Origin of the sequence: Nitrosovibrio sp. Nv6, from assembly GCF_900110495.1 — a bacterium.
Classification (GTDB): domain Bacteria; phylum Pseudomonadota; class Gammaproteobacteria; order Burkholderiales; family Nitrosomonadaceae; genus Nitrosospira.
Genome location: NZ_FODX01000003.1, coordinates 207,175 through 229,104, shown reverse-complemented (window position 1 = coordinate 229,104; position 21,930 = coordinate 207,175). Strand labels below are relative to the sequence as shown.

The 21,930-nt window shown below is 52.8% G+C and carries 21 protein-coding genes; 5 read left to right on the top strand and 16 right to left on the bottom strand.

The window, feature by feature from the left end:
* Positions 1–5 precede the first annotated feature (5 nt).
* The 7 genes from panB to BMX66_RS09650 form a co-directional block, all read right to left on the bottom strand.
* On the bottom strand, positions 6–797 hold the full coding sequence (gene panB / locus BMX66_RS09680; RefSeq protein ID WP_090881579.1) for a 3-methyl-2-oxobutanoate hydroxymethyltransferase: 792 nt from the start codon (positions 795–797) through the stop codon (positions 6–8).
* A 199-nt stretch (positions 798–996) separates the two neighbouring features.
* Complete coding sequence (locus BMX66_RS09675; RefSeq protein WP_090881577.1) at positions 997–1,638, bottom strand: deoxynucleoside kinase; 642 nt, start codon at positions 1,636–1,638, stop codon at positions 997–999.
* Positions 1,635–2,147 (bottom strand): 2-amino-4-hydroxy-6-hydroxymethyldihydropteridine diphosphokinase, encoded by a 513-nt coding sequence (gene folK, locus BMX66_RS09670; protein ID WP_090881575.1) that lies wholly within the window; start codon positions 2,145–2,147, stop codon positions 1,635–1,637. The genes BMX66_RS09675 and folK overlap by 4 nt, the downstream gene beginning before the upstream one ends.
* Before the next feature lie 9 nt (positions 2,148–2,156).
* Positions 2,157–3,560, bottom strand: coding sequence for a polynucleotide adenylyltransferase PcnB (gene pcnB / locus BMX66_RS09665; RefSeq protein ID WP_090881707.1), 1,404 nt, complete (start codon positions 3,558–3,560; stop codon positions 2,157–2,159).
* Between the two features lie 161 nt (positions 3,561–3,721).
* Positions 3,722–4,507 carry an ABC transporter ATP-binding protein gene (locus BMX66_RS09660; protein ID WP_090881573.1) on the bottom strand — a complete coding sequence of 262 codons (786 nt, stop codon included), beginning with the start codon at positions 4,505–4,507 and terminating at the stop codon, positions 3,722–3,724.
* Between the two features lie 37 nt (positions 4,508–4,544).
* Entirely contained in the window at positions 4,545–6,629 is a 2,085-nt protein-coding gene (gene recG, locus BMX66_RS09655; protein ID WP_090881705.1) for an ATP-dependent DNA helicase RecG, read from the bottom strand.
* Positions 6,630–6,655: 26 nt separating this feature from the next.
* On the bottom strand, positions 6,656–7,045 hold the full coding sequence (locus BMX66_RS09650) for a RidA family protein (RefSeq protein ID WP_090881571.1): 390 nt from the start codon (positions 7,043–7,045) through the stop codon (positions 6,656–6,658).
* 340 nt (positions 7,046–7,385) lie between these two features.
* Between BMX66_RS09650 and murA the strand changes: the two genes are divergently transcribed.
* A complete protein-coding gene (gene murA, locus BMX66_RS09640; protein ID WP_090881568.1) occupies positions 7,386–8,636 on the top strand; it encodes a UDP-N-acetylglucosamine 1-carboxyvinyltransferase in 1,251 nt (416 codons plus the stop codon).
* A gap of 56 nt (positions 8,637–8,692) precedes the next feature.
* Here murA and BMX66_RS09635 read toward each other — a convergent pair whose 3' ends face one another.
* The gene (locus BMX66_RS09635) at positions 8,693–9,592 is read right to left on the bottom strand and encodes a formylglycine-generating enzyme family protein (RefSeq protein WP_158593403.1); all 900 of its coding nucleotides are present in this window, start codon (positions 9,590–9,592) and stop codon (positions 8,693–8,695) included.
* Between the two features lie 250 nt (positions 9,593–9,842).
* Here BMX66_RS09635 and BMX66_RS09630 point away from each other — a divergent pair, with 250 nt between their 5' ends.
* Both BMX66_RS09630 and BMX66_RS09625 read left to right on the top strand, forming a co-directional pair.
* On the top strand, positions 9,843–11,078 hold the full coding sequence (locus tag BMX66_RS09630; RefSeq protein ID WP_090881564.1) for an FAD-dependent oxidoreductase: 1,236 nt from the start codon (positions 9,843–9,845) through the stop codon (positions 11,076–11,078).
* Between the two features lie 197 nt (positions 11,079–11,275).
* Positions 11,276–11,584: a hypothetical protein gene (locus BMX66_RS09625; RefSeq protein ID WP_090881562.1), complete on the top strand. Its 309-nt coding sequence runs from the start codon at positions 11,276–11,278 to the stop codon at positions 11,582–11,584.
* An 80-nt stretch (positions 11,585–11,664) separates the two neighbouring features.
* On the opposite strand, the gene ettA is transcribed toward BMX66_RS09625, so the two are convergent.
* The 3 genes from ettA to BMX66_RS09610 all read right to left on the bottom strand — a co-directional run bounded on the left by ettA (position 11,665) and on the right by BMX66_RS09610 (position 15,990).
* Positions 11,665–13,329 carry an energy-dependent translational throttle protein EttA gene (ettA, locus tag BMX66_RS09620; RefSeq protein WP_090881559.1) on the bottom strand — a complete coding sequence of 555 codons (1,665 nt, stop codon included), beginning with the start codon at positions 13,327–13,329 and terminating at the stop codon, positions 11,665–11,667.
* Between the two features lie 155 nt (positions 13,330–13,484).
* A complete protein-coding gene (locus BMX66_RS09615) occupies positions 13,485–14,324 on the bottom strand; it encodes a class I SAM-dependent DNA methyltransferase (protein ID WP_090881703.1) in 840 nt (279 codons plus the stop codon).
* A gap of 928 nt (positions 14,325–15,252) precedes the next feature.
* Positions 15,253–15,990 carry a glutathione S-transferase N-terminal domain-containing protein gene (locus BMX66_RS09610; protein ID WP_090881557.1) on the bottom strand — a complete coding sequence of 246 codons (738 nt, stop codon included), beginning with the start codon at positions 15,988–15,990 and terminating at the stop codon, positions 15,253–15,255.
* Between the two features lie 356 nt (positions 15,991–16,346).
* Here BMX66_RS09610 and djlA point away from each other — a divergent pair, with 356 nt between their 5' ends.
* Positions 16,347–17,120: a co-chaperone DjlA gene (gene djlA / locus BMX66_RS09605; protein ID WP_090881555.1), complete on the top strand. Its 774-nt coding sequence runs from the start codon at positions 16,347–16,349 to the stop codon at positions 17,118–17,120.
* A gap of 171 nt (positions 17,121–17,291) precedes the next feature.
* Here the strand turns inward: djlA and BMX66_RS09600 are convergent, their stop codons facing one another.
* The 5 genes from BMX66_RS09600 to BMX66_RS15650 form a co-directional block, all read right to left on the bottom strand.
* Positions 17,292–18,089, bottom strand: a complete 798-nt coding sequence (locus BMX66_RS09600) for a glutathione S-transferase family protein (RefSeq protein WP_090881553.1) — start codon at positions 18,087–18,089, stop codon at positions 17,292–17,294.
* A gap of 168 nt (positions 18,090–18,257) precedes the next feature.
* A complete protein-coding gene (locus tag BMX66_RS09595) occupies positions 18,258–18,632 on the bottom strand; it encodes a winged helix-turn-helix transcriptional regulator (protein WP_255398894.1) in 375 nt (124 codons plus the stop codon).
* A gap of 196 nt (positions 18,633–18,828) precedes the next feature.
* Positions 18,829–19,416 (bottom strand): hypothetical protein, encoded by a 588-nt coding sequence (locus tag BMX66_RS09590; protein WP_090881549.1) that lies wholly within the window; start codon positions 19,414–19,416, stop codon positions 18,829–18,831.
* A 159-nt stretch (positions 19,417–19,575) separates the two neighbouring features.
* Positions 19,576–20,391 (bottom strand): methane monooxygenase/ammonia monooxygenase subunit C, encoded by an 816-nt coding sequence (locus BMX66_RS09585; protein WP_090881547.1) that lies wholly within the window; start codon positions 20,389–20,391, stop codon positions 19,576–19,578.
* A gap of 129 nt (positions 20,392–20,520) precedes the next feature.
* Positions 20,521–20,676, bottom strand: coding sequence for a hypothetical protein (locus tag BMX66_RS15650; protein WP_158593402.1), 156 nt, complete (start codon positions 20,674–20,676; stop codon positions 20,521–20,523).
* Between the two features lie 179 nt (positions 20,677–20,855).
* Here BMX66_RS15650 and BMX66_RS09580 point away from each other — a divergent pair, with 179 nt between their 5' ends.
* Positions 20,856–21,761 (top strand): LysR family transcriptional regulator, encoded by a 906-nt coding sequence (locus tag BMX66_RS09580; RefSeq protein ID WP_090881545.1) that lies wholly within the window; start codon positions 20,856–20,858, stop codon positions 21,759–21,761.
* Positions 21,762–21,930: the final 169 nt, after the last annotated feature.

Genomic DNA, 21,930 nt, shown 5'->3' with positions numbered 1-21,930 from the left:
GCCGGTTAGAATGCATGCTCCGGGCCTGGAAATTTTTCGGCTTTGACCGCCTTGACATAATTTTCCACCGCCTCATGGATGCTGCCCGTGCCAGCCATGAAATTCTTCATGAATCTGGCCTTTTTGCCCGAATAAATGCCCAGCATGTCATAAAGCACCAGCACTTGCCCCGAGCAATCCATACCGGCGCCGATACCGATAGTTGGAATAGAAAGTTTTTTGGTAACCTGTTTAGCGAGCTTGGCCGGGACGACTTCCATCAGGAGCATTCCGGCGCCGGCCTTTTCCAGGGAAACCGCATCTTCCAACAGCTGTTCGGCTTGGTAGTCGGTCTTGCCTTGCACTTTATAGCCGCCCAATTGATGTACCGATTGGGGCATTAAACCGATATGGGCGCAAACCGGGATACCGCGCCGCGTCAGGAATTCAACCGTTTCCGCCATGACGGAGCCACCTTCGAGTTTGACCATATTGGCTCCCGCGGCCATTAGCTCGGCAGCATTCTCAAAGGTGTCCTCCGGGCTTACCTGAGACGTACCGAAAGGCATGTCAGCCATGATGAATGCCTTGTTCGAACCCCGGGCCACGCAACGGGTGTGATAGATCATGTCATCCAGCGTAACGGGAAGGGTGCTTTCTTCTCCCTGGAGCACATTACCCAGTGAATCCCCCACAAGCAGAATATCGACGCCCGCATCTTCCAGCAACGCCGCAAAACTTGCATCATAACAAGTGAGTATGGCGATTTTCTCCCCATCATCCCGCATTTTTTGTAAAGCGTCGTGTGTGATGCGCATGGCTGAACTCCCGGTTTAGTGCGTCAAAAAAATTGCTGCTTGAGAATGACTGGATTGTCGCGGTTCAGCGCTGTCGAGATGAATAGCAGTGCGCGTTCTCATGCCGCTTCCACATGCCTTGCCGAAGCCGATTCAATCATTTTTAATATCCGTTCTGCCTGATACGTTAAAACTGCCACGTAAAAATTCCTCGCTGCGATCAGATCCCCCGATTGAAATATTCCCGCGGACCGCACATCTGCTCTACCTGCCTCAACAATAGATCAAAGTCCTCCTGGTTATCAACAAAATTGAGATTCTCGCTATTGATTATCATGAGTGGTGAGTCTTCGTAGTGATGAAAGAATCGGGTGTAACTGTCAGCCAGACGCCAAAGGTATTCGCCGGAAATATTTTTCTCCAAGGGGTTGCCGCGCCGTTTCACTCGTTCTATCAATGTGGCGGGAGAAGCCTGCAAATAAATCACCAGATCGGGTAGCGCCGCTTTGGGCTGCAGGTGATGATAAATTTTCCGGTACAGATCATATTCAGCATCGCTCAGCGTGAGTCTGGCGAAGAGCGGATCCTTATCGAGCAGGAAGTCGGCCACTGTCGTTTTGCTGAACATATCAATTTGTGCCAGGCCCTGTAGCTGGTCAGCGCGCTGGAACAGAAAAAACAATTGTGTTGGCAGCGCATAGCGCGGGATATCATCGTAGAATCTTTCGAGGAATGGGTTTTCGCCGGGCTTTTCGAGCAGGAGTTCGCTATCCAGGTGATCCGCGATGCGCCGCGCCAGACTCGTTTTGCCTACGCCTATCGGCCCTTCCACCACGATGTAGCGATATTCTTCCAGCTTCACTTATTTTTTTCTCTTTCAACTTGCTGTCCTCCACAGGCGGCCAGCAACTCAGCGATAGCGCCCAGCCCGGGTATGCGGAAGTCCGGCGCAATTTCCAATAGCGGTTGCAATACAAATGCTCGCTGATGCATGCGTGGATGCGGCAGGATCAGGCAGTCAGCGTTACACCGCAGGTCATCATACGTCAGTATGTCCAGATCCAGGGTTCTCGGCGCGTTGGCGTACTCACGTACGCGTCCGTGACCATGTTCAATATCCAGCAGGGCTCTGAGCAGGTCATATGGCGCGAGAGCGGTCTCGATTCGCGCCACTGCATTAATGAAATCAGGCTGATCGATCCGTCCCAGCGGCGCGCTGCGATAGAGTGAGGAGCGCACCAGCAGACGGCTTGAAGGGAGAGTCGCCAGTTCGTCAAACGCGCGCCTTACCTGGGATACCGGGTCATTCAGATTGCTGCCCAGACCGATGTATGCCTGAGACACCATCTGATCGTCCGAGGTTCGACTCATGACACTGATCTATTCCTGTTCGTCCGTAACGGCATTGCTGGTGCTGTCCTTATCGGTAGCGGTCGACTTGCGGCGGCTACGGCTTCTTCTACGCTTCTTTTGAGTTTCATCCTTGAGCAGCATGTCTTCACGTTCCCGGGTGCTCGCGTGCTGGAACGCTTTCCACCAATTGCCCAGCTCCTCGTCTACTTCGCCGCTTTCACAACGCAGTAACATGAAGTCATACGCGGCGCGAAAGCGGGGATGTTCCAGCAAACGGAAGGGCCTGCGTCCGGACCGCCCGGTAAAACGCGGCTGCATCGCCCAGATTTCCTTCATGACGGCGTCGTACCGGCGCGGGATCGCAAGATTGCCATTTTGTACCGCCAGCACATCGTCCATCGCCTGATGCAAAGCGGGAATCAATTTTTCTCCCGCGGTTTGGCGGATATTCCACGCCGCGATCACCTCATGCCATAAAAGGGCCGCAAACAGGAAGCCCGGTGATACAGGTTTTTCCTGACGCACGCGCTCGTCCGTATTTTTGAGTGCGAGCGTTATAAAGCGCTCACCCAGCGGTTGCTCGAGTATAACGTCCAGCATCGGCAGCAAGCCGTGATGCAATCCGCGACTGCGCAAGTCGATCACGCACGCCAACGCATGACCAGACAACAGCAGTTTCAGCATTTCATCAAACAGCCGTGACGGCGGTACGTTCCGCAATAGCGGAGCAAGGTCGCCAATGGGCGCGGCCGAATCCGGGTCGATCTGCATATCGAGCTTGGCCGCAAGCCGAACTACGCGCAGCATCCGTACCGGATCTTCACGATACCGCCGCACCGGGTCGCCGATGACCCGCAAGCGCCGTGCCTTGATGTCCTCGTAGCCGCTCAGATAATCCCAGATTTCTTCATGGACTGGATCGAAGAACAATGCATTGACAGTGAAATCGCGTCGCCTGGCGTCCTCTTCCTGGCTGCCGAATATATTGTCTCGCAGCAGGCGCCCATGCTCGTCAGCATGCGTGTCCGCCGTAATTCCGTCCTCCTCGCCGACGGACGTGCTCCCGCGGAAAGTGGAAACTTCCACTGTCTCGGCGCCGCACATCACGTGCACGAGTCGAAAACGACGGCCGATAATGCGCGAGCGGCGGAAAATGGCGCGCACTTCCTCCGGCGTGGCATTCGTGGCGACATCAAAATCTTTTGGAACCAATCCCAGCAGCAGGTCGCGCGCTGCGCCACCCACTACGAAAGCGGAATATCCCGCCTCTTGCAATGTCGAAGTTACTTTCAGCGCACAGGAGTTGATGTGATCGCGTGTAATGCCATGTTGTTCACGCCGGATGACATGCGGCACAGCAGAAGAAGAGCGTGTCGAGGTAGAAGCAGGCGTGTTGCGGTTGAAGACGCGGTGGAGAAGTTTACGAATCATTACAAAATTAGGTGAATAAGTTAAGTCCCAGGCGGGCGAACTCATCCAAGGTGAAAGTCAAGTGAGACAACGGCACTGCAGCTCATCAGGCGACAAAAGATGGCTCCAAAAAAGAGCTGAAAAACAAGTTGAGAAATGAGCGTCAGCCGCCGAATTCGGAATTATACACGTGGCATCGTTTCCGGAACGAAATGGCGTGCGACTCCGGCACCGAATTCGGTCATATTACACCGATAAAGCACTTCGAGATTGTCCCGATTGAGTACTTCGTCCACGCTACCCGCGAGGACGCGGCCGTTGTCGAACAGCATCAGTACGTGATTGCAGAAGCGGCTTGCCCAGCCGACCTCGTGTAGCACCATTACAAGCGCCTTGCCTTGCCTGGCCAATTCGCTAAATAGCGTCATGGCGCTCAATTGATGGCGCAGATCAAGATGCTGTAGCGGCTCATCGAGCAGATAGCATTGTGGCGACTGCGCAAGCAATAAGGCAATACGCGCGCGCTGACGCTCGCCGCCGGAAAGTGTCGCAAGCGGGCGATGGGCGAGGCTGGTCAATTCCATTCGCTCAATAGCCCGAGTAGCAATTTCATGGTCAATGGCCTGCCAGCCAAACATGTTTTTGACATGGGGATGGCGCCCCAACAACACATATTCATGTACGCTGCCCCAGAACTCGCCCGGCTCTTCCTGCAGCATGATGCCGAGATTGCGAGCGAGCTCGCGGCGGGGCCAGGCTTGCGGTGGTTTCCCAGCCACGGTTATCCGCGCTTCATCGCCATCCTCCGGTTGTCGCAAGCCGCCCAATGCGTGTATCAAAGTGGTCTTGCCGCAACCGTTCTGGCCAAGTATGGCCCAGCATTCGCCGGGATTGACGGCTAAATTCAAGTTGCGGCATAACATCTTGCCGGGATATTGCAGCGTCAGATCTCTGGTTTGTAGAATCATTCATTGGTGAAAATCAAGGGTGATGTGGCGGTGGTTCTTATACTCTGAGATATTCACTTTTTCTTCCCAGCCACCGCTGAAGGTGGCGTTTCGCGGCTTCCGGATAATCGCGCAGCACTTCCTCAGCAACGACACGGGCCGCATCGAGTAAATCCCCATCTTGTTCCAGATCGGCAAAGCGCAGCATGGGGACGCCGCTTTGACGGGCGCCCAGGAATTCCCCGGGACCACGAAGACGTAAATCCTGCCGCGCGATTTCAAAGCCGTCGGTTTGTTCGAAAATGATTTTGAGCCGCTCTCGAGCAATTGCCGAGAGGGGTTTCTGATACAGCAATATGCATATGCTGCCCGCTGCGCCTCGCCCCACCCGGCCTCGCAACTGATGTAGCTGTGCCAGTCCCATGCGTTCGGCGTGTTCGATCACCATCAATGAGGCGTTGGGCACATCCACGCCCACTTCGATAACCGTGGTCGCCACGAGCAATTGAATCTCGCCTTGCACGAACGATTCCATGACTGCCGATTTTTCCTGGGACGGAAGGCGTCCATGCACCAGGCCGATTTTCAGTTCCGGGAAAGTCAGGCTCAATATTTCATAAGTCTCCAAGGCCGTTTTGAGTTGCAAAGCCTCTGATTCTTCAATCAGCGGACAGACCCAGTAGGCCTGTTTCCCGGCACGGCACGCCTCGCGCACGCGAGCGGTCACTTCGTCGCGGCGGCTATCCTCAACCAGCTTGGTCACAATACGGGTTCTGCCGGGCGGCAACCCGTCTATTACCGACACATCCAGATCGGCATAGTAGCTCATCGAAAGCGTTCGGGGAATGGGTGTCGCGCTCATCATCAGTTGATGGGGCATTGAATTGGTTCCAGCACCTTTCTCCCTCAACGCCAATCGCTGGTGCACCCCAAAGCGGTGCTGCTCGTCGATGATCACAAGACCCAGCCGGTCGAATTCCACCCGCTCCTGAAATAGCGCATGGGTACCGATCGCAAACATGGCGCTCCCCTGGGCAATATCGGCGAGTACGGTTTCCCGCTGCTTTTTTTTCTGATTGCCGGATAACCAGCCGATTGTCACGCCCAGCGGCGCCAACAACGGGCCAAGCCACGTGGAAAGCTTCTGATAATGCTGCTCGGCAAGAATCTCTGTCGGCGCCATCAATGCCGCCTGGCAATTATTTTCAATTGCCTGTAACACGGCCAATGCGGCAACAACAGTTTTGCCGCTGCCCACGTCTCCTTGCAACAACCGCTGCATTGGATGGGCCGCAGCCAGATCGTGGCTGATTTCAGAAAAAGCATTCTTTTGTCCACTGGTGAGTTCGAAGGGCAGCGATTCCAGCAGCGCTTTGGTCAACCTGTTTTTTGCCATCAGGGCAGGGGCGGCGCCACTGCGGCGCTGCCGATAATGCAAACGCATGGAAAGCTGTTGCGCCAGCAATTCGTCGAATTTGATCCGGCGCCAGGCAGGATGAGTGCGTTCCTGCAATAGAGCGGACGACGCATCCGGTGGTGGCTGATGTAGAAATATTATGCTGTCCCTGAAACTTCGGAGGCGATTGCGGCTTAATACCGCATCAGGCAGCGTTTCCGAGAGATGGCTTTGCTCATCGCCACTATCCGGCGTCTGCCGCAGCGCTTGCTGAACCAGCTTGCGCATCGTTTCTGACGAGAGCCCGGCAGTGACCGGGTAAATTGGGGTCAGCGCGTCGGCCAGCGGTTCATGTTCACGCACGACACGGCATTTTGGATGAACCATTTCAACGCCAAAAAAACCCGGGCGCGCTTCCCCCAGCAGCCGCACCCGCGTACCGGCCGAATATGCTTTCACCTGGCTGCCATAAAAATTGAGGAAGCGCATGAACAGTATGCCGCTGCCGTCTTCCACCTGGCATACCAGTTGGCGCCGCGGCCGATACATCACTTCATTATGGGTTATGACGCCCTCGACCTGAACTGCCTTGCCTGCAGGCACATCGCGGATAGGATAGAGATGAGTTTCATCTTCATAACGCAGCGGCAAATGCAGCACCAGATCGAATTCGTCGGTGATGCCCAGCCTGTCGAGTTTTTCCTGTATTGTTTTGCTGGCGGGGCGAATGACGGCGGCGGACGGCATGGCGCGTGAAAGTGCAAGCCGTCCGGTCACCCCGGCAATACCAGCACCGCGTCCATCTCCACCTGTGCTCCACGCGGCAATGCCGCCACGCCTATCGCCGCACGCGCGGGGTAGGGCGCATCGATATAGCCAGCCATGATTTCGTTTACTTTCTGGAAATGGGCAAGGTCGATCAGATAGACATTCAATTTGACGATATCGCTGAGGCTTCCACTGCTTGCCGCTGCAACCGCCTTCAAGTTTAAAAATACCCTGTGGATTTGCTCCTCGATCCCGGCCGCCATCTCCATCGTGGAGGGGTCCAGGCCGATCTGTCCGGAAACGTAAACGGTATCTCCTCCACTCACGCGTATCGCCTGCGAATAGGTGCCGATTGCCTGGGGGGCGTCGGCAGTTTGTATCGTCTTTTTATTCATCTGATTTCCTTTTGTTGTAAATACCATTGCGGCATAAAAACTCGTAAATTTGAAACCCTGAATGCGGTCTTTGCGATATGATGAAGGGAACTTCAGCACATTTCAACCGCAAACCCAAATCCTGATGCTCAATCACCATCGCTTGAGGAACAAGGGACTGCAGGTTCAACAGCCTCTTGCACCCGTGAAAAAAATTCACCGGGCATAGCTCGATCATACAATAATACAACTCGTTCCCAAGTTCGCCATATTGCCATGATATCCGGACTTGAAAAGATCCTTATCGCCAAAATCCAATAAGAAGTAGAGCGCGAATGTTCACAAATAATATCCACAATCCATGCAAAAACTGATCATCCAGGGCGGTGTGCCGCTGTCCGGCGAAATCCATATTTCCGGCGCGAAAAATGCCGCATTGCCTATTTTATGCGCTTCCTTGCTTACGGCGGAAACACTCGCGATCGAGAATGTTCCGCAGCTGAATGACGTAACCACGATGCTGAGCCTTCTCGGGCAAATGGGCATCGGTATTGCGGCGGATGGCAAGAGGACGAAACTGACCGCGGCACATCTTTCCCATTTTGTTGCGCCTTATGAGATGGTGAAAACCATGCGCGCGGCCATTCTGGTGCTGGGCCCGATGCTGGCGCGCGCCGGTGCGGCACGGGTGTCCCTGCCCGGCGGCTGCGCCATCGGTTTGCGTCCGGTTGATCAGCATATCAAGGGATTGCAGGCAATGGGTGCGGAGATCGATATTGAGCATGGCTATATTAACGCAAAAGCAAAACGTCTTAACGGCGCGCATATTGTCATGGACATCGTCACTGTTACCGGCACCGAAAACCTGATGATGGCGGCGACACTGGCCGATGGGACAACGGTACTTGAAAATGCGGCGCGGGAGCCGGAAGTGACGGACCTGGCAAACTGTCTTATCGCCATGGGCGCGAAAATTCAGGGAGTCGGCAGCGATATCATCACGATTGAGGGCGTAGAAACCTTGAACGGCGCTACCTATCGCGTGATGGCCGATCGTATCGAAACAGGCACGTTCCTGGTGGCGGCCGCAGCCAGCGGCGGCGAAATACACCTCAAGGAGACACGCTCCGACACGCTCGACGCAGTACTAGACAAGCTGATGGAAGCCGGCGCAGCGATCGAACATGGCGAAGACTGGATACATTTGAAGATGAATAATCCACTGAAGTCCGTAAATCTGCGAACCGCACCCTATCCGGCTTTCCCCACGGATATGCAAGCGCAATTCATGGTATTGAACAGCGTCGCCACCGGCACCGCGATCATTACCGAAACCATATTCGAAAATCGGTTCATGCACGTACAGGAATTAAAACGCATGAATGCCGACATCAAGGTGGAGGGCAATACTGCGGTGGTATGCGGTGTTGCAAGCCTCGATGGTGCTAACGTCATGGCTACCGACCTTCGTGCCTCCGCCAGCCTGGTGCTGGCGGGATTGATCGCCAAGGGGGAAACCATCATTGACCGCATTTACCACCTGGATCGCGGCTATGAGCATATCGAGGACAAGTTGTCCCGGCTGGGGGCGAGAATCAGGCGAGCGAGTTAAGGAACCACAAAACAGCGAAGCCCAGGAATTATCATAAATCCCGTGAGTACATAGTTTCAGGGTAATGTCCTGGCGAGCCGGAACCCCAGGTAACGCATGCGTTTGTTCGTATTAAACCAGTTTCGGGTCGTCGTGCGCATGTCCTGCGGCCGGTGATTCCAGGAGCCGCCAAAAAACATGCGCTTCGCGCAATTGCCTTGCCAACAGGTGTCGGTCCATTGCCATACATTGCCCATCATATCGTAAAGGCCGAATGCATTGGGTTTGAAACTGCCCACGGGCGCAGTTCTCCTGTTGTCCCACTCGCTTCCACAGCCATCACAATTGGCATTATTGCGTCCGACATCATTGCCCCAATAATATGCAGTGGTGGAGCCTGCCAGCGCGGCAATTTTCCATTCCTCTTCAGTCGGCAGCCGGTAGTGCTTTCCGGTTTTATCCGATAACCATCGAATGTAGGCTTGCGCATCTTCCCAACTCACATTAACCACGGGTCTGTTGCCGCGCCCCCACCCGTTATCCGATGGGACATAAGCGCCACAGCCGCCGGCGGCCACGCAGGCATCCCACTCATTGAAGGTAACGGCATATTTGCCGATGGCGAATTTATGACCGGGAATGGATACCATTTCCGGACAAACGGCGCAGGCTTTGCTCCCTTCATTTTCTTGCCGATCTTTTTGGTCAAATTGGGCTAACCGTTGCGTTCCGTTTTCCTGAAACAGGCCGTCCGCTATCCCGATTTCCTTTCCGAATGTTTCACTGCTTTTCTCTTTGTCATCGTTCTCACCGGTTTTCTCGGACACGTCCAGATTTGCGAGCAGTAAAGCCTCGTCCACAGATGATTCGAATTTGCTGCTGGAATTCTCGCTGACAGACGTTTTTGCATTCAAGGCATTGTCCGCGCGTCCGGCGACAGAGCTGGCCGCGAATGCACTTACTTTGGCAGGTGTCAAAAAGATTGCAGATACTACAAATATCAAGGCGAACCGAGAGCGAGGATAAACTGATTTCATGAATTCCATTCTGAAAAGCGGATGAGAAAGATTTGTTTTAACACAAAATTTACAGACTATTGTATAGAAAAGCCACCGATCTCGAAAAACCCCCGGAGTTGCGGTACATAACAATACCGCTATATTGTTAAATTCCAATTTCCAGCGTAGCCTGTCCTGTTCCTCGTTTTCGCTTCATTCGTCAGAAAAAATGGACACGATATCAGTGCAGTGCTGCATCGCTGGAGGAGGTCCTGCGGGCATGATGCTGGGCTTGCTGTTGGCCCGCGCTGGTGTCGAGGTGCTGGTTCTGGAAAAGCATGCGGATTTTTTGCGCGATTTTCGTGGGGACACGATTCATCCTTCCACACTGGAAGTCATGCATGAACTGGGGTTACTCGAACCGCTACTGAAATTGCCACACCAAAAAGCATGGCGGATCACCGGACAGTTCGGCGATCTGGCGCTTACCATCGCTGACTTTACTTATCTGAAAACGCTTTATCCGTTTATCATTTTCATGCCGCAGTGGGATTTCCTGAATTTCCTGGCTAATCGTGCAGCCCATTATCCAACGTTCAGATTGCGGATGAATGCTGAAGTGACCGGCCTTATCGAAGAAACTGGACACATCGTTGGGCTACAGGCGGCAACGCCGAAGGGCCCGCTAACCGTGCGTGCGAATCTGACCGTGGGGGCAGATGGCCGCCACTCCACCGTGCGTGCGCACGCGGGCTTGCCGGGAACGGAATTCGGCGCGCCGATGGATGTATTATGGTTCCGGCTATCGCGATGCCCGCATGATCCGGAAGACCCCGTCGGACGTTTCGACACAGGCAGAATTTTCATCATGCTGAACCGGGGCGCCTACTGGCAGTGCGGTTTCGTAATTCCGAAAGGGTCGCACGCTCAAATTCAGGGGCGGGGCTTGCCATCATTGCGCAATAGCATTGCGGAATTGGTCCCCTTCACAGCCGACCGTGTTGGCGAATTGCAAGATTGGGAGGCAATCAAATTGCTTACTGTTCAGGTTGACAGGTTGCGCCGGTGGTATCGATCTGGTGTTCTCTGTATAGGTGACGCAGCGCATGTAATGTCGCCCGTCGGCGGTGTCGGAATCAACCTCGCGATTCAGGATGCAATCGCCGCGTCGAATTTGCTCGCTGCCCCGTTGCGCGAAAACCGGATGACGATCAAGGACCTCGATCGAGTTCAGTTGCGTCGCGAATGGCCGACACAGATGACGCAACGGTTGCAGCGCCTTCTTCAGAATCGGGTCATCGGCCGGGTGCTGCATGGGAATGATCCTCTCTCGCCCCCCTTTTTTCTCTGTCTCCTCGCTCGCTTTCCCTTCCTGCGATGGATTCCCGCCAGGCTGATCGGGATTGGGTTTCGTCCGGAGCATGTGAACACACCCAATGTATGGGGTGACTCAGGCATGGGATGAATCAGGTAAGGGGTTACTGCGCGAGGTTGCGCTTATCGTATTACGAGCCTCCACGGATCAAAAACACGCTGTGGATTCACGTTTTTGGCGTCGTGGCCAGCGATAATACGTGTGTTAGCGTACTGAATCTCCTGCCGACTGGAATATCATTCCAATCGCGGCAATTTGCTGTATTTTCATAGAGGAGGAGGGCAAGCATGAAATTTTCTTCAACATTGGCAGCAGAATTACTCGGGCTGGCTAGCGTATTGATCTTCAGCGCAGCCGGCACGGGAATGGTTCACGCGGGCGAACGCGATATGCCGGCTGAGATAGCGCCCGCTGATTCCCCGGCTGTGAGGGATAAAGAGAACGAGAATGGAGCTGAAAAGGAAAAGCGGTCGAAAAACAACCGTTCGTCCAGCACCAGGCGCGACAATTCCAGATACAGCACGGACGGTATCGAAAGATATGACGAAGATGAAGAATACAGCGGCACAGGCCCCAGGCGCGAGGGCCGCTACTAGGCAAACAGGGGACCTCGACCTGTCGGCGGCTGAAATCCGGGCTCTGTATAAGCACGTTACGTCAAGGGTGGCGCGTTACGTCACCGGTTGATCGGCTTATATCTGATCCGTTTTGGTTTGGCGCCTTCCTCACCCAGGCGCTTACGCTTGTCGGCTTCGTATTCCTGGTAGTTGCCGTCGAAGAACGCGACCTGAGAATTGCCCTCGAAGGACAGGATGTGCGTGGCAATACGGTCGAGGAACCAGCGGTCGTGCGAGATGACCAGCACGCACCCCGCAAACTCCAGCAACGCGTCTTCCAGTGCGCGCAAGGTTTCCACATCGAGATCGTTGGAAGGTTCGTCCAGCAGGAGCACATTGCCCCCGGAAATAAGCATTTTGGCTAGATGTAGCCTTCCACGCTCGCCGCCCGAAAGGTTGCCGACAATTTTCTGCTGATCGGCGCCCTTGAAGTTGAAACGGCCAAGATAAGCGCGCGCGGGCGTTTCATATTTCCCGACGTTCAGGATGTCATGGCCGCCTGAGATGGTATCGAACACGCTTTTGCCGCCTTCGAGCGCATCGCGCGATTGGTCCACATGCGCTATTTTTACGGTTGATCCGATTTCTATATCGCCGGAATCCGGGTGCTCCTTACCCGTGATCATGCGGAACAGGGTCGATTTTCCCGCCCCGTTGGGACCGATGATGCCGACGATCGCCCCGGGCGGAACCTTGAAGCTCAAATCGTCGATCAGCAGGCGATCGCCATAGGCCTTGGACACGTTCTTGAACTCGATGACTTCATTACCAAGCCTGTCGGCAACGGGGATGAATATCTCCTGCGTTTCGTTGCGTTTCTGGTACTCCTGGGAGTTGAGTTCATCGAAACGGGCAATTCGCGCCTTGGATTTCGCCTGGCGTCCCTTGGGGTTCTGGCGTACCCAATCGAGCTCTTTTTTTAGCGCTTTCTGACGCGCGGATTCGGCCGATTCTTCCTGCTTCAGCCGGGTTTCCTTCTGTTCCAGCCAGGAACTGTAGTTGCCCTTCCAGGGAATGCCGTGACCACGGTCAAGCTCCAGTATCCACTCCGCCGCGTTGTCAAGAAAATAGCGGTCATGCGTGACTGCTACGACCGTACCGGGGAACCGGGTGAGAAATTGTTCCAGCCATTCCACTGACTCGGCATCCAGGTGATTGGTGGGTTCGTCCAGCAACAGCATGTCCGGCTTTGACAGCAGAAGTTTGCACAATGCCACGCGGCGTTTCTCCCCGCCGGAAAGATTCCCGATAACGGCGTCCCATTCGGGCAAACGTAGCGCATCGGCGGCAATTTCCATCTGCTGATCGACATTGGCACCGCTGGCGGCAAGGATGGCTTCCAGCCGGACCTGCTCGGACGCCAGCGCGTCGAAATCGGCATCCGGTTCGGCATAAGCGGCATACACCTCTTCCAGTTTCTGTTGCGCACTGAACACTTCGCCCAGTCCTTCCTGCACAGCATCGCGCACGGTCTGCACGGGATTGAGCTGTGGCTCCTGCGGAAGATAGCCGATATTGAGGTTGGGCATCGCTGTAACCTCACCTTCGATATCCTTGTCCACCCCCGCCATGATTTTCAGCACAGTGGACTTGCCCGAACCATTGAGACCAAGCAGACCTATCTTTGCGCCTGGGAAGAAGCTGATGGAAATATCCTTGAGAATCGTGCGTCTGGGCGGAACGACTTTGCCGACGCGATTCATGGTGATTACGTATTGAGCCATAGATAAGTGTCAACGTTAGTAAAATTTTTCAAGTTTAACCTATGGAGAGGCTCTGCCGGGATTAAACAAATAGTTAAAAGAACGCCGGAGTCCTCCAGGTACCAGCCTTATCGGTTGTATCTTTCAGGCTTCGATTCTTCTGGTGCTGTTCGAAATTATCCGCATTTGATAGTTGCTAATTCTCCTGCTGCTCGTTCCAGCGGGCGTGCTCGGCTTTGGATTTCGGTCACACCGTTCAAGAGGTGATCCGGTATATCGAACCCTTTCTTTCCCACCAGCGCGTAATAGAACAGCTGACGTCCATCAATGGATATACGATGCCTGTATCGTTCCAGGTGATGAACTTCTAGCGCATCGCTTACCAGTAGCGATTTAATCAAGCGGGAGAATCCGGAAGTATCGCTCTCAAGTAGAAATGACTCTTTGATATTAAAGGCAATCCATCCTGACGGTGCAACAAGATTGAATGCATTGGCAAAGGCTTTTGCCGGAATATCGCCAAAACCAAGTGCGGCGACACAAGTAAGGCAATCGATTTGCCACGCAGCCAGTTCTCGTTGCATGGAAGTTTCGAGATTGGAGAAATCACAGACATAATATGCATCGTATACGCTTGGCCTGTCACGTTCACAGGCAATATAGGCTTCTTCCGAGATATCAGCCCCGATAACGCGCGCTACTCCCATATTGCACAGCTGCTCTCCAAACATACCGTTTCCGGCTCCAAAATCGAGCGCCCGCAATTCTGTCATTTCAACGCGATTGTCCCCTAGAACTTTCGCCAGGATATCGCCGATTTTCTGGGGCGAATTGCACTTGAGACGATGATAAAAAAGCTGTTCATACAAACCGGGACGTTTGTAAATTTCACCATATTCATGAAAACGGAACTTGATGTCCTGTCCGTTTTCGAGGACAGAGAAAAAGACCTCGTCCTCACCAAGCTGATGAGATTCTCCGATAGGGAATTTTATACTGTATTGCTGATGCTTCATTTTTTCTCCTCTCCATTGAAAAAAGCCTGACATGGTTGGAAGGAGGAAGGCGTCACCGTCGGCCAACCCCACTAATTCCAGGTTGTGATAGTCCTGTATGCCGCGCCATGCATTGCGTTTGACGTTGGAATGAAAAGTCTGTCCTGCTAAAATCCGCCGGAAAACCACGCGGATTCCTGATTCAAAGCCTTGTTGTCATTGAGCCGCTCCTTTTCAACCTCCCCATTTTCCGGTAGAGGCTGTTGAGCTATGCGGGTTGATTGCGGCTTAATTTGATACGCATGCCGGATCAGGCGTGGTATTACCTGTCAGCCGAGAAAGGTGAAAATGGTTCAGCTGGAAATAAGCCTGACCTTTTTACCATGCGTTTTAGTGCGACCCAGTGCACTTGGTGCGAATGAGTCGTTCAGTGCTATCTTTGGTATCGTAAAAATCGACTGACGGCTGACCCTCCGCGCTTTACTCATGCGCGTGGATTCGTTTGGCCTATCGTTCGTTGCTGCTTTCACGGCCGGACACGCTTTCATGCTCTCGACCAGCGCATGAAATTGGGGAAAGCAATTCTGTGATGCGCAGTTCCGCGTACTCTTTACAGCAAGGATAATAGCAATGCCGCAATGACGTATTCGCTGGAGGCCAGCAATTTACATTTCTTTCCGCCTATCTCCAGTACCGACTATAGGCGCAGCGACTCTATTATACCGTCTTTGCCTGTCGATTGAAGTTTTGCTGCCGAACCTGGGCTGATTCACGATGGAAGGCCCTATCACCGCAGCTTGTCGTAGCGCTAGCGCTTATCCTTTGATCATCCATATTTTCCAATGGCCAACGTTGTTTCTCTCAAAGCCATCAACGCTTCCTGTAAGGCGCCTTGCATTGAGCCAACTGACGTACGGCGGCCAGCAGACAGCTATCCCTGCCACGATCCTCACCCCCGTAATTTATCCATATGGCCCGTAGCCCGTGTGAGGCGCTCTCCGTTATCTTTGGTGTCGTAAATGTCGATGGACGGTCTGCCTTCTGCCGCCTTCTCCATGCGCGCACGAATTTCCGCCGCCATTTTGTTGTTGCGTTGCACGGCCGGGCGTCCTTCCATGGACTCGAACCAGCGCATGAAATTGGGGAACGCCGTTTTGTCGATGCCGCGATCCGCATGCCCTTTACACCATGGATAGGTTGCGATATCGGCGATTGTGTATTCGTCGCAGCCAAGCCAGGCGCTTTCACCTAACCGATTCTCCAGTACGTGGTACAGGCGCAGCACCTCGTTATTGTATCTATCCCGCGCATACTGATTGTCGCTGGCCTGTCTGTTGAAGTGATTGGCCTGGCCGAACATGGGGCCAATATGGGCCACTTGGAAAAATAGCCATTGGAACGTGTCATAACGCTTGCGCGTATTCCGTGGTAGAAACCTGCCGGTTTTTTCCGCGAGATACGCGAGAATAGCGCCGGATTCCATCATGGAGTACGGGCCATCTCCTGGTCCTTCCGTATCCACGATTGCGGGAATCTTGTTATTGGGATTGAGCTTCAGGTGTTCAGGCTTGAACTGTTCGCCGATACTGATATTGACGTCGATGTGCTTCCATTCGATTCCGGTTTCCTCAAGCATGATCATTACCTTCTGGCCATTAGGCGTTGGGCTCGAATGCAGTTCAATCATGGCTCCTCCTTTATGTCATTGTATTGATCGTTTTACTCGCATCGTTGAATTGTGTCTCTATGGAATTTTATGCAGGATGACTGGAGCGAGCGCAACCCGTCATCGGGCTTGTTTACCTCTCGCGAAAACTGTCATTAGCCAAATTGCCTCAATATCCTCCATGTTTGATACGTCATATCGTGTGCGAGTTTGTATGAGTTACGCTAAACTTTACCATCCTGCATTAGCAACAGGCGGGAATGGTTCAAAGGATTCATTTATTGCTATTACCCGTATCACTTTCCGCGGCTGAATGCTTAAGCAATAATTACACAAAGTTATAGTCCACTTTTCCACATTAATCCCGGAATTCGCCCTTGTTCAAAATAATTGGAGTTTTATTAGGCTACTACCTCTTCGGTATTTTCGGAGCATTTCTCGGTTATATCGTCGGAAGCTTTATTGACCGTTATAGGGCTTATGGTGCGGGTGCAATCAATCCGCTCACGAGCGCCCATCGCCAAAAAGTTTTTCTCGAAACCGTTTTCATCTCAATGGGAAAACTTGCGAAAGCAGATGGGCATATTTCCCAGGATGAGATTACCCATGTTGAAGACTTCATGCAAAAGCTGGGAATGTCCTCTGAGCACCGGCAACTCGCAATTGCCCTGTTCAAGCAAGGATCCGCGCCGGATTTTGATATCAGGCCCAAGCTGAACGAATTCATGTCTGTTTGTGGACATACGCACAGTCTCAAGCAGATGCTGCTGATTTACCTCATCGTCATGGCGTTGGCCGATGGGCGCCTGGATGCGGCGGAGGAGGGCCTGCTGCGTGACGTTGCCCTCCACTTGGGCTATGACCAGCTTGCTTTCAGGCAATTGCTGGACATGGTATTAAATCAGTCGCATTTTGCGGGAGGCCAGGCAACCTCGCCCACTGCTTTGGACGATGCTTATAAAGCCTTGGGCGTGACCAGGGAAAGTAGCGATCAGGAAATAAAACGTGCATATCGCAAACTGATGAGCCAGTATCATCCGGATAAGCTGATGGGCCAGGGCCTTCCCGAAGATATGATTGCCATGGCCACCGCGCAGGCTCAGGAAGTGCAGACTGCGTACGATTTGATCAAAAAGAGCCGCAATATGTAGGTTTGTAATGATTGCGATCACCAGATGTGGATATCACTAAAACGGAGGTTGGGCCTCCGCAATAAAAACTGTTATTAAGGGGAAAATAGACCGCCGGAAGAGGCACTTGATCCCTTGCGAAAATGCAGTAGATTCAAGACCATTCAGATGATCAGCTACAGTATGTACGGGTCAGACTTCACGCCCGAATATCCCTCCAAGGATTTTTCTGTCGATATGGTTATTGAGATAAGCTGCCCCAAACCCCCCGAAGAGTTCCTTCTTCGTAACATCCAGTTCTGATTCTTTAGCCGCCAGTATTTCACGGGTAGAAGGACGCTCGCACATTGCATCGTAAAACGTCTTTAATGCAGGATCGTCTCGAAACAGATGCATCTCGGGTATATCGAACAGCTCGGAAAACATTTGGCTAAGCTCGAGCGTATAGAACAACTGGAAATCCGGCAAAAAAGGCTCTTTGCCAAGCAGGAATGGCGCCATTTTCGAGCCATTAACCAATCGGGGTAGCCACATTTTGCTTAACAGAACAGAGCAAAGATTATAGATATGCCCTTCTTTTTCGATTTTGAGTTTCCATGCTTTTGGAAAATATGCGCTGACAACAAACCAGTTGAAGAATGGACCCGCAATGGAGAAAGTGATGAAGTCATTCTTGGCATCGACCTCTGCACAGAGCATCGGATCATCAACAGGATAAAACTTTTGTGCTTCTGGATAGATTCTCGCGAGATATCGACAGATCGCGTGACTTTCTGAAATATCAACACCATTGACATCCCTGAGAGTAGGAATTTTCCCAAGAGGATTTCGTTCCATATGCTCTGGCGTAAGCGTGCCCCCCTGAAACGGAGACACTCGTTCATAACGATAAGTTAGACCGGTTTCCGAGAGCATGTGTGCGACCTGACTCATATAAGGTGAGAGCCAGAATCCGTACAGCGTACGCTCGACATTTGATTGATCGGGCATGGAGAATTCCTTTTGTATTGCAGTTTAATGTTAAGTAGGTGCCTTATTAGGGGCATGGTACTGATCTGTTCCCGGTAGTAATGCCAAGGGCATTCCAGTAAAGTTCAGTTAAAAATTAACTTTCATCTCTCTCATAGCCTTGATTTCCTTTTGCATCATCTAATCCCGCTATTCTTTATTCGCTTCATTCTCTCTACGTAGAGATAATCGTATTTCCCCCATAAATTCCACCGGGTCCTGCTCAAATCGTTGAACCAGATTCTCGTGTACATTACTTTCAGGAACATATTTTGCACCCCAACGTACCAGCTCCATGATTGGAGGCGCCAGATCCACGCATTTTTCAGTAGGCATATAAATAATCTTGCGCGCATTAGCCGGATCGCGGCGTCGCAAAAGGAGGTGGGATTCCTCCAGTTTTTTCAGGCGATCAGAAAGGATATTGGTAGCGATTTTTTCCGGGGAATTTTGAAAATCCCCGAAGTATCGCTTACGGAAGAAAATGAGATCACGAACGACAAGCAGCGTCCATTTGTCGCCCAATATGTCCAGAGCGCAACTGACTGGACAGGAGGAACGGCTGATCTGGTTTGATTTCGTCATAACTTCGCGCTGGCCTGCAGATTAACTTGCTTTTTGCAACCAAGAATTATACTTTCATTCTGCAATTAATGTAGGTCCATGAGTGTAATAAAGTAAAGAAGCACTTTTCCTACGTTCGGGTGTTCTCGATACCGCATTATCCTCGCCGCCTCGAAGCCCGGCGCGTGGAAGCCCGCCAAACCTGTACCCGCTCGGATTTCATAAGTTTGTAACCAAGCAGGCTAAGCAGCAGCAGTGCAATCAACGGACCTGTTGCAGCACGAAAAATATTCGCGTAGTTGATCATCTGTACGCGCAACGAATACTCATAATGTACCGGAGGGACCGCCTCGCCGGTAATAAATACCGTGTATAACCCCTTATCCAGACTGGTCTCTCCCCTTATTACCCCATCGGGATGATAACTCGGACGCAGGTATGCCACTGTCTCATCATCAACCTCGCTGGTTCCCCGCACTACGCGTATCCCCACGGGGATGTCGCGCAGCGCCTGATCCGCAAGGTCTATTACCAATAAAGTATTCCCTTCCCTGGGTATTTCTGTGCAGTATTGATTGCTGGGTTCATGTTGAGGCTGGTAGGCACTCAAATGCACCATGCTGTCATCATCAAGCCTGCGAGCGCATGTATCTTCATCCATCGACACCTTCCCATGCGCCCCAGCCATGCCACAGTAAAGCGCTGCGGTAACAATAATAATGAGCTGTATCACTTGCTTGATCATTTGATTGCTCCTTGAGGTAGGGTTCAATTGTGTATTCGTTATCCCCTGCATGCTGTTTTACTGTGGCTTATTGCAAATCGCCCCATCCCCCTGTGATGTAACGGGGAGCGGGGCGGTTCAGGCAGTTCAGGCCACTGCTCAGATTCCTCAGTTAGCTCTTTACGGTACGATCCGGTTGCTGAGGATGACTTTGCTCTGGCCGTTCCAGACGACGTCGGTCAGGTTGGAGTAGCGGGTGACGATCTGTGCCACAACGCCGCCGGCAAACAAACCCGACCAGCCTAGCACCACAAAGCCCCAGTGCAACGGAGCGCTAAAGAGCTCTTCCATGAACCAGAAAGCATGGCCCCATTCGTTCAAGCCTACGTTCGGCAGAATCATGAGCGGACCGGCAATGGCCATCACCAACGGGAACGAGGTGCCCCGAGCGTACAGCGGCAGACGGGTCATGGCGTACAGGTAGGTGGCCACGCCGCACACGATGTACATCGGGAAGGAGCCATAGAACACCACCACGTGACTCGGGGTGAAGCTCGTGTCACGAATGATGACCTGGTGCCAGGAGGCATCCTGCTCGGTAAAGAAGCTGCCGCCCCAGTAAACGCCGAACAGATAGACGCCCAGCCACATCATAAAATAGAAGTAGCGCTTGATCTCAAGCTTGGGGTCGAGATTGTCCAACTGCTCCTTCGTATCCCGGGTCTTCCAGATCCAGCCCCAGGTGATCAGGGCAAAGATCGGCATCACGGTCATGTGCACCCGCCACAGCCCCATCCATACCTTCTCAAACTCGGGTTCCATCGAGTCCATTCCGTGCGAGTAGGCAAACGTCCGCTGGTACCAGATCCAGAATATCGCCACCGCCAGCATAGTGATGAGACCGAATTTGTACCACTTCGAGTCGTACCACAGCGACATGTCGTAGTCCCGACCTTCCGACTTCGCCTTACTTGACGTTTCTAGTGTTGTTGCCATATTTCAGTACTCCTTTAGATTAACTGCCCGCTACTGTTTGAGCGGATTTGCCTTTATTCTCCATAAATTTAAAATGTTTTATGGGGATAAGGCGCGTTACATCATTCACTCTTGCAAATACTGCGCCTATCAGGCAAAGATTTGAAAGCCGTTCCAGAATAGTGCTATTCCAAGCAGACCCAGCAGCCCAAACTTATACATCATTGATTCGTGCAATGACGGCATGCTGGAAGCACGAACACCTGCTTGCGGATAGCTGCGCAACCTTCGATGTCTTGTTGCCATTTCAGTACTCCTTTTGGTTAACTCACTACCACTTCTTCCATGACCTCTTACTAACGCAGTTAACAAGTATTTTGCTTGCAATTAGCAAGTGGTTGGAGTATAGACCTGGAGACGGATAGGCGTGTAGTCTGCTAAATCAGATATCAGAGTTCTATTTTTGAAACGATGGATGGCCCCTTATGCAAGACCTGAACGACCTCTATTACTACGTCCAAGCCGTGGATCATGGCGGCTTTGCTCCGGCAGGCCGGGCCCTGGGCATGCCGAAATCGAAGCTTAGCCGCCGCATCGCCAAGCTGGAAGAGCGCTTGGGTGTGCGCCTGATCCAGCGCTCGACACGTCACTTTGCAGTTACCGACGCCGGCGAGACTTATTACATGCATTGCAAGGCGATGCTGGTGGAAGCTGAGGGGGCCCAGGAAGCAATAGACACGCTAACAGCCGAACCCAGGGGTGTAATCCGGATGACATGCCCCATACCGCTGGTGAATGCTTATGTGGGAGTGATGCTGGCTGATTTCATGGTGCGCTATCCGCGCGTCACAGTGCAGATGGAGGCGACCAACCGACGTGTCGATCTGATCAGCGAGTCACTGGACATCGCCCTTCGTGTGCGACCACCGCCCCTGCAGGACAGTGATCTGGTTATGCGCATCCTGGCTGATCGAAGCCAATGTTTGGTGGCCAGCCCCGCGCTTGTCCAGCAACTTGGCTTTCCTGCTGCACCAGCCGCTTTGGGCAATTGGCCGAGCCTGGGCCTGGGGACTGCACAACAAATCCATAGCTGGATGCTGCATGGGCCGAATGGCGCACAAGCCACACTTCATCACACGCCACGCTTCGTGACGACGGACATGATCGCGCTAAGAGATGCCGCTGAGGCCGGTGTCGGTGCAGTGCAGCTGCCGATGGTCATGGCGCGAGACCAGCTGACGGCTGGTTCATTGGTTAGGCTGGTGCCAGACTGGGCGCCGTGTCGGGAAATCATTCATGCGGTGTTTCCGTCCCGGCGCGGGCTTCTGCCATCTGTGCGGGCGTTAATTGATTTTCTCGCGCAGCGTTTCGAGATGCTGCATGAGGACTAGGCTAGCTTAAAAGCACTATCGGGGACTCCAGATCGGGTAAGGATATAAGTTCCGTGCTGCGGCGAATGTAATAATCCAGAATGCCTTGGTGATCCAAGGTTCGCCTCCCGGTTTTGAATTGCATAAGGGATCCTTTTCGCCACAATAAAACGAACAATGAACGCATTGT

What these genes read in the sequence shown, in the direction of transcription:
- pcnB (WP_090881707.1), bottom strand. Translation starts at nt 3,560, where the DNA reads ATGATTCGTAAACTTCTCCACCGCGTCTTCAACCGCAACACGCCTGCT.
- panB (WP_090881579.1), bottom strand. Translation starts at nt 797, where the DNA reads ATGCGCATCACACACGACGCTTTACAAAAAATGCGGGATGATGGGGAG.
- BMX66_RS09660 (WP_090881573.1), bottom strand. Translation starts at nt 4,507, where the DNA reads ATGATTCTACAAACCAGAGATCTGACGCTGCAATATCCCGGCAAGATG.
- BMX66_RS09600 (WP_090881553.1), bottom strand. Translation starts at nt 18,089, where the DNA reads ATGCCCGATCAATCAAATGTCGAGCGTACGCTGTACGGATTCTGGCTC.
- BMX66_RS09585 (WP_090881547.1), bottom strand. Translation starts at nt 20,391, where the DNA reads ATGGCAACAACACTAGAAACGTCAAGTAAGGCGAAGTCGGAAGGTCGG.
- BMX66_RS09625 (WP_090881562.1), top strand. Translation starts at nt 11,276, where the DNA reads ATGAAATTTTCTTCAACATTGGCAGCAGAATTACTCGGGCTGGCTAGC.
- BMX66_RS09580 (WP_090881545.1), top strand. Translation starts at nt 20,856, where the DNA reads ATGCAAGACCTGAACGACCTCTATTACTACGTCCAAGCCGTGGATCAT.
- BMX66_RS09630 (WP_090881564.1), top strand. Translation starts at nt 9,843, where the DNA reads ATGGACACGATATCAGTGCAGTGCTGCATCGCTGGAGGAGGTCCTGCG.
- BMX66_RS15650 (WP_158593402.1), bottom strand. Translation starts at nt 20,676, where the DNA reads ATGGCAACAAGACATCGAAGGTTGCGCAGCTATCCGCAAGCAGGTGTT.
- BMX66_RS09590 (WP_090881549.1), bottom strand. Translation starts at nt 19,416, where the DNA reads ATGATCAAGCAAGTGATACAGCTCATTATTATTGTTACCGCAGCGCTT.
- BMX66_RS09650 (WP_090881571.1), bottom strand. Translation starts at nt 7,045, where the DNA reads ATGAATAAAAAGACGATACAAACTGCCGACGCCCCCCAGGCAATCGGC.
- ettA (WP_090881559.1), bottom strand. Translation starts at nt 13,329, where the DNA reads ATGGCTCAATACGTAATCACCATGAATCGCGTCGGCAAAGTCGTTCCG.
- BMX66_RS09610 (WP_090881557.1), bottom strand. Translation starts at nt 15,990, where the DNA reads ATGATTGAACTGCATTCGAGCCCAACGCCTAATGGCCAGAAGGTAATG.
- recG (WP_090881705.1), bottom strand. Translation starts at nt 6,629, where the DNA reads ATGCCGTCCGCCGCCGTCATTCGCCCCGCCAGCAAAACAATACAGGAA.
- folK (WP_090881575.1), bottom strand. Translation starts at nt 2,147, where the DNA reads ATGAGTCGAACCTCGGACGATCAGATGGTGTCTCAGGCATACATCGGT.
- BMX66_RS09615 (WP_090881703.1), bottom strand. Translation starts at nt 14,324, where the DNA reads ATGAAGCATCAGCAATACAGTATAAAATTCCCTATCGGAGAATCTCAT.
- murA (WP_090881568.1), top strand. Translation starts at nt 7,386, where the DNA reads ATGCAAAAACTGATCATCCAGGGCGGTGTGCCGCTGTCCGGCGAAATC.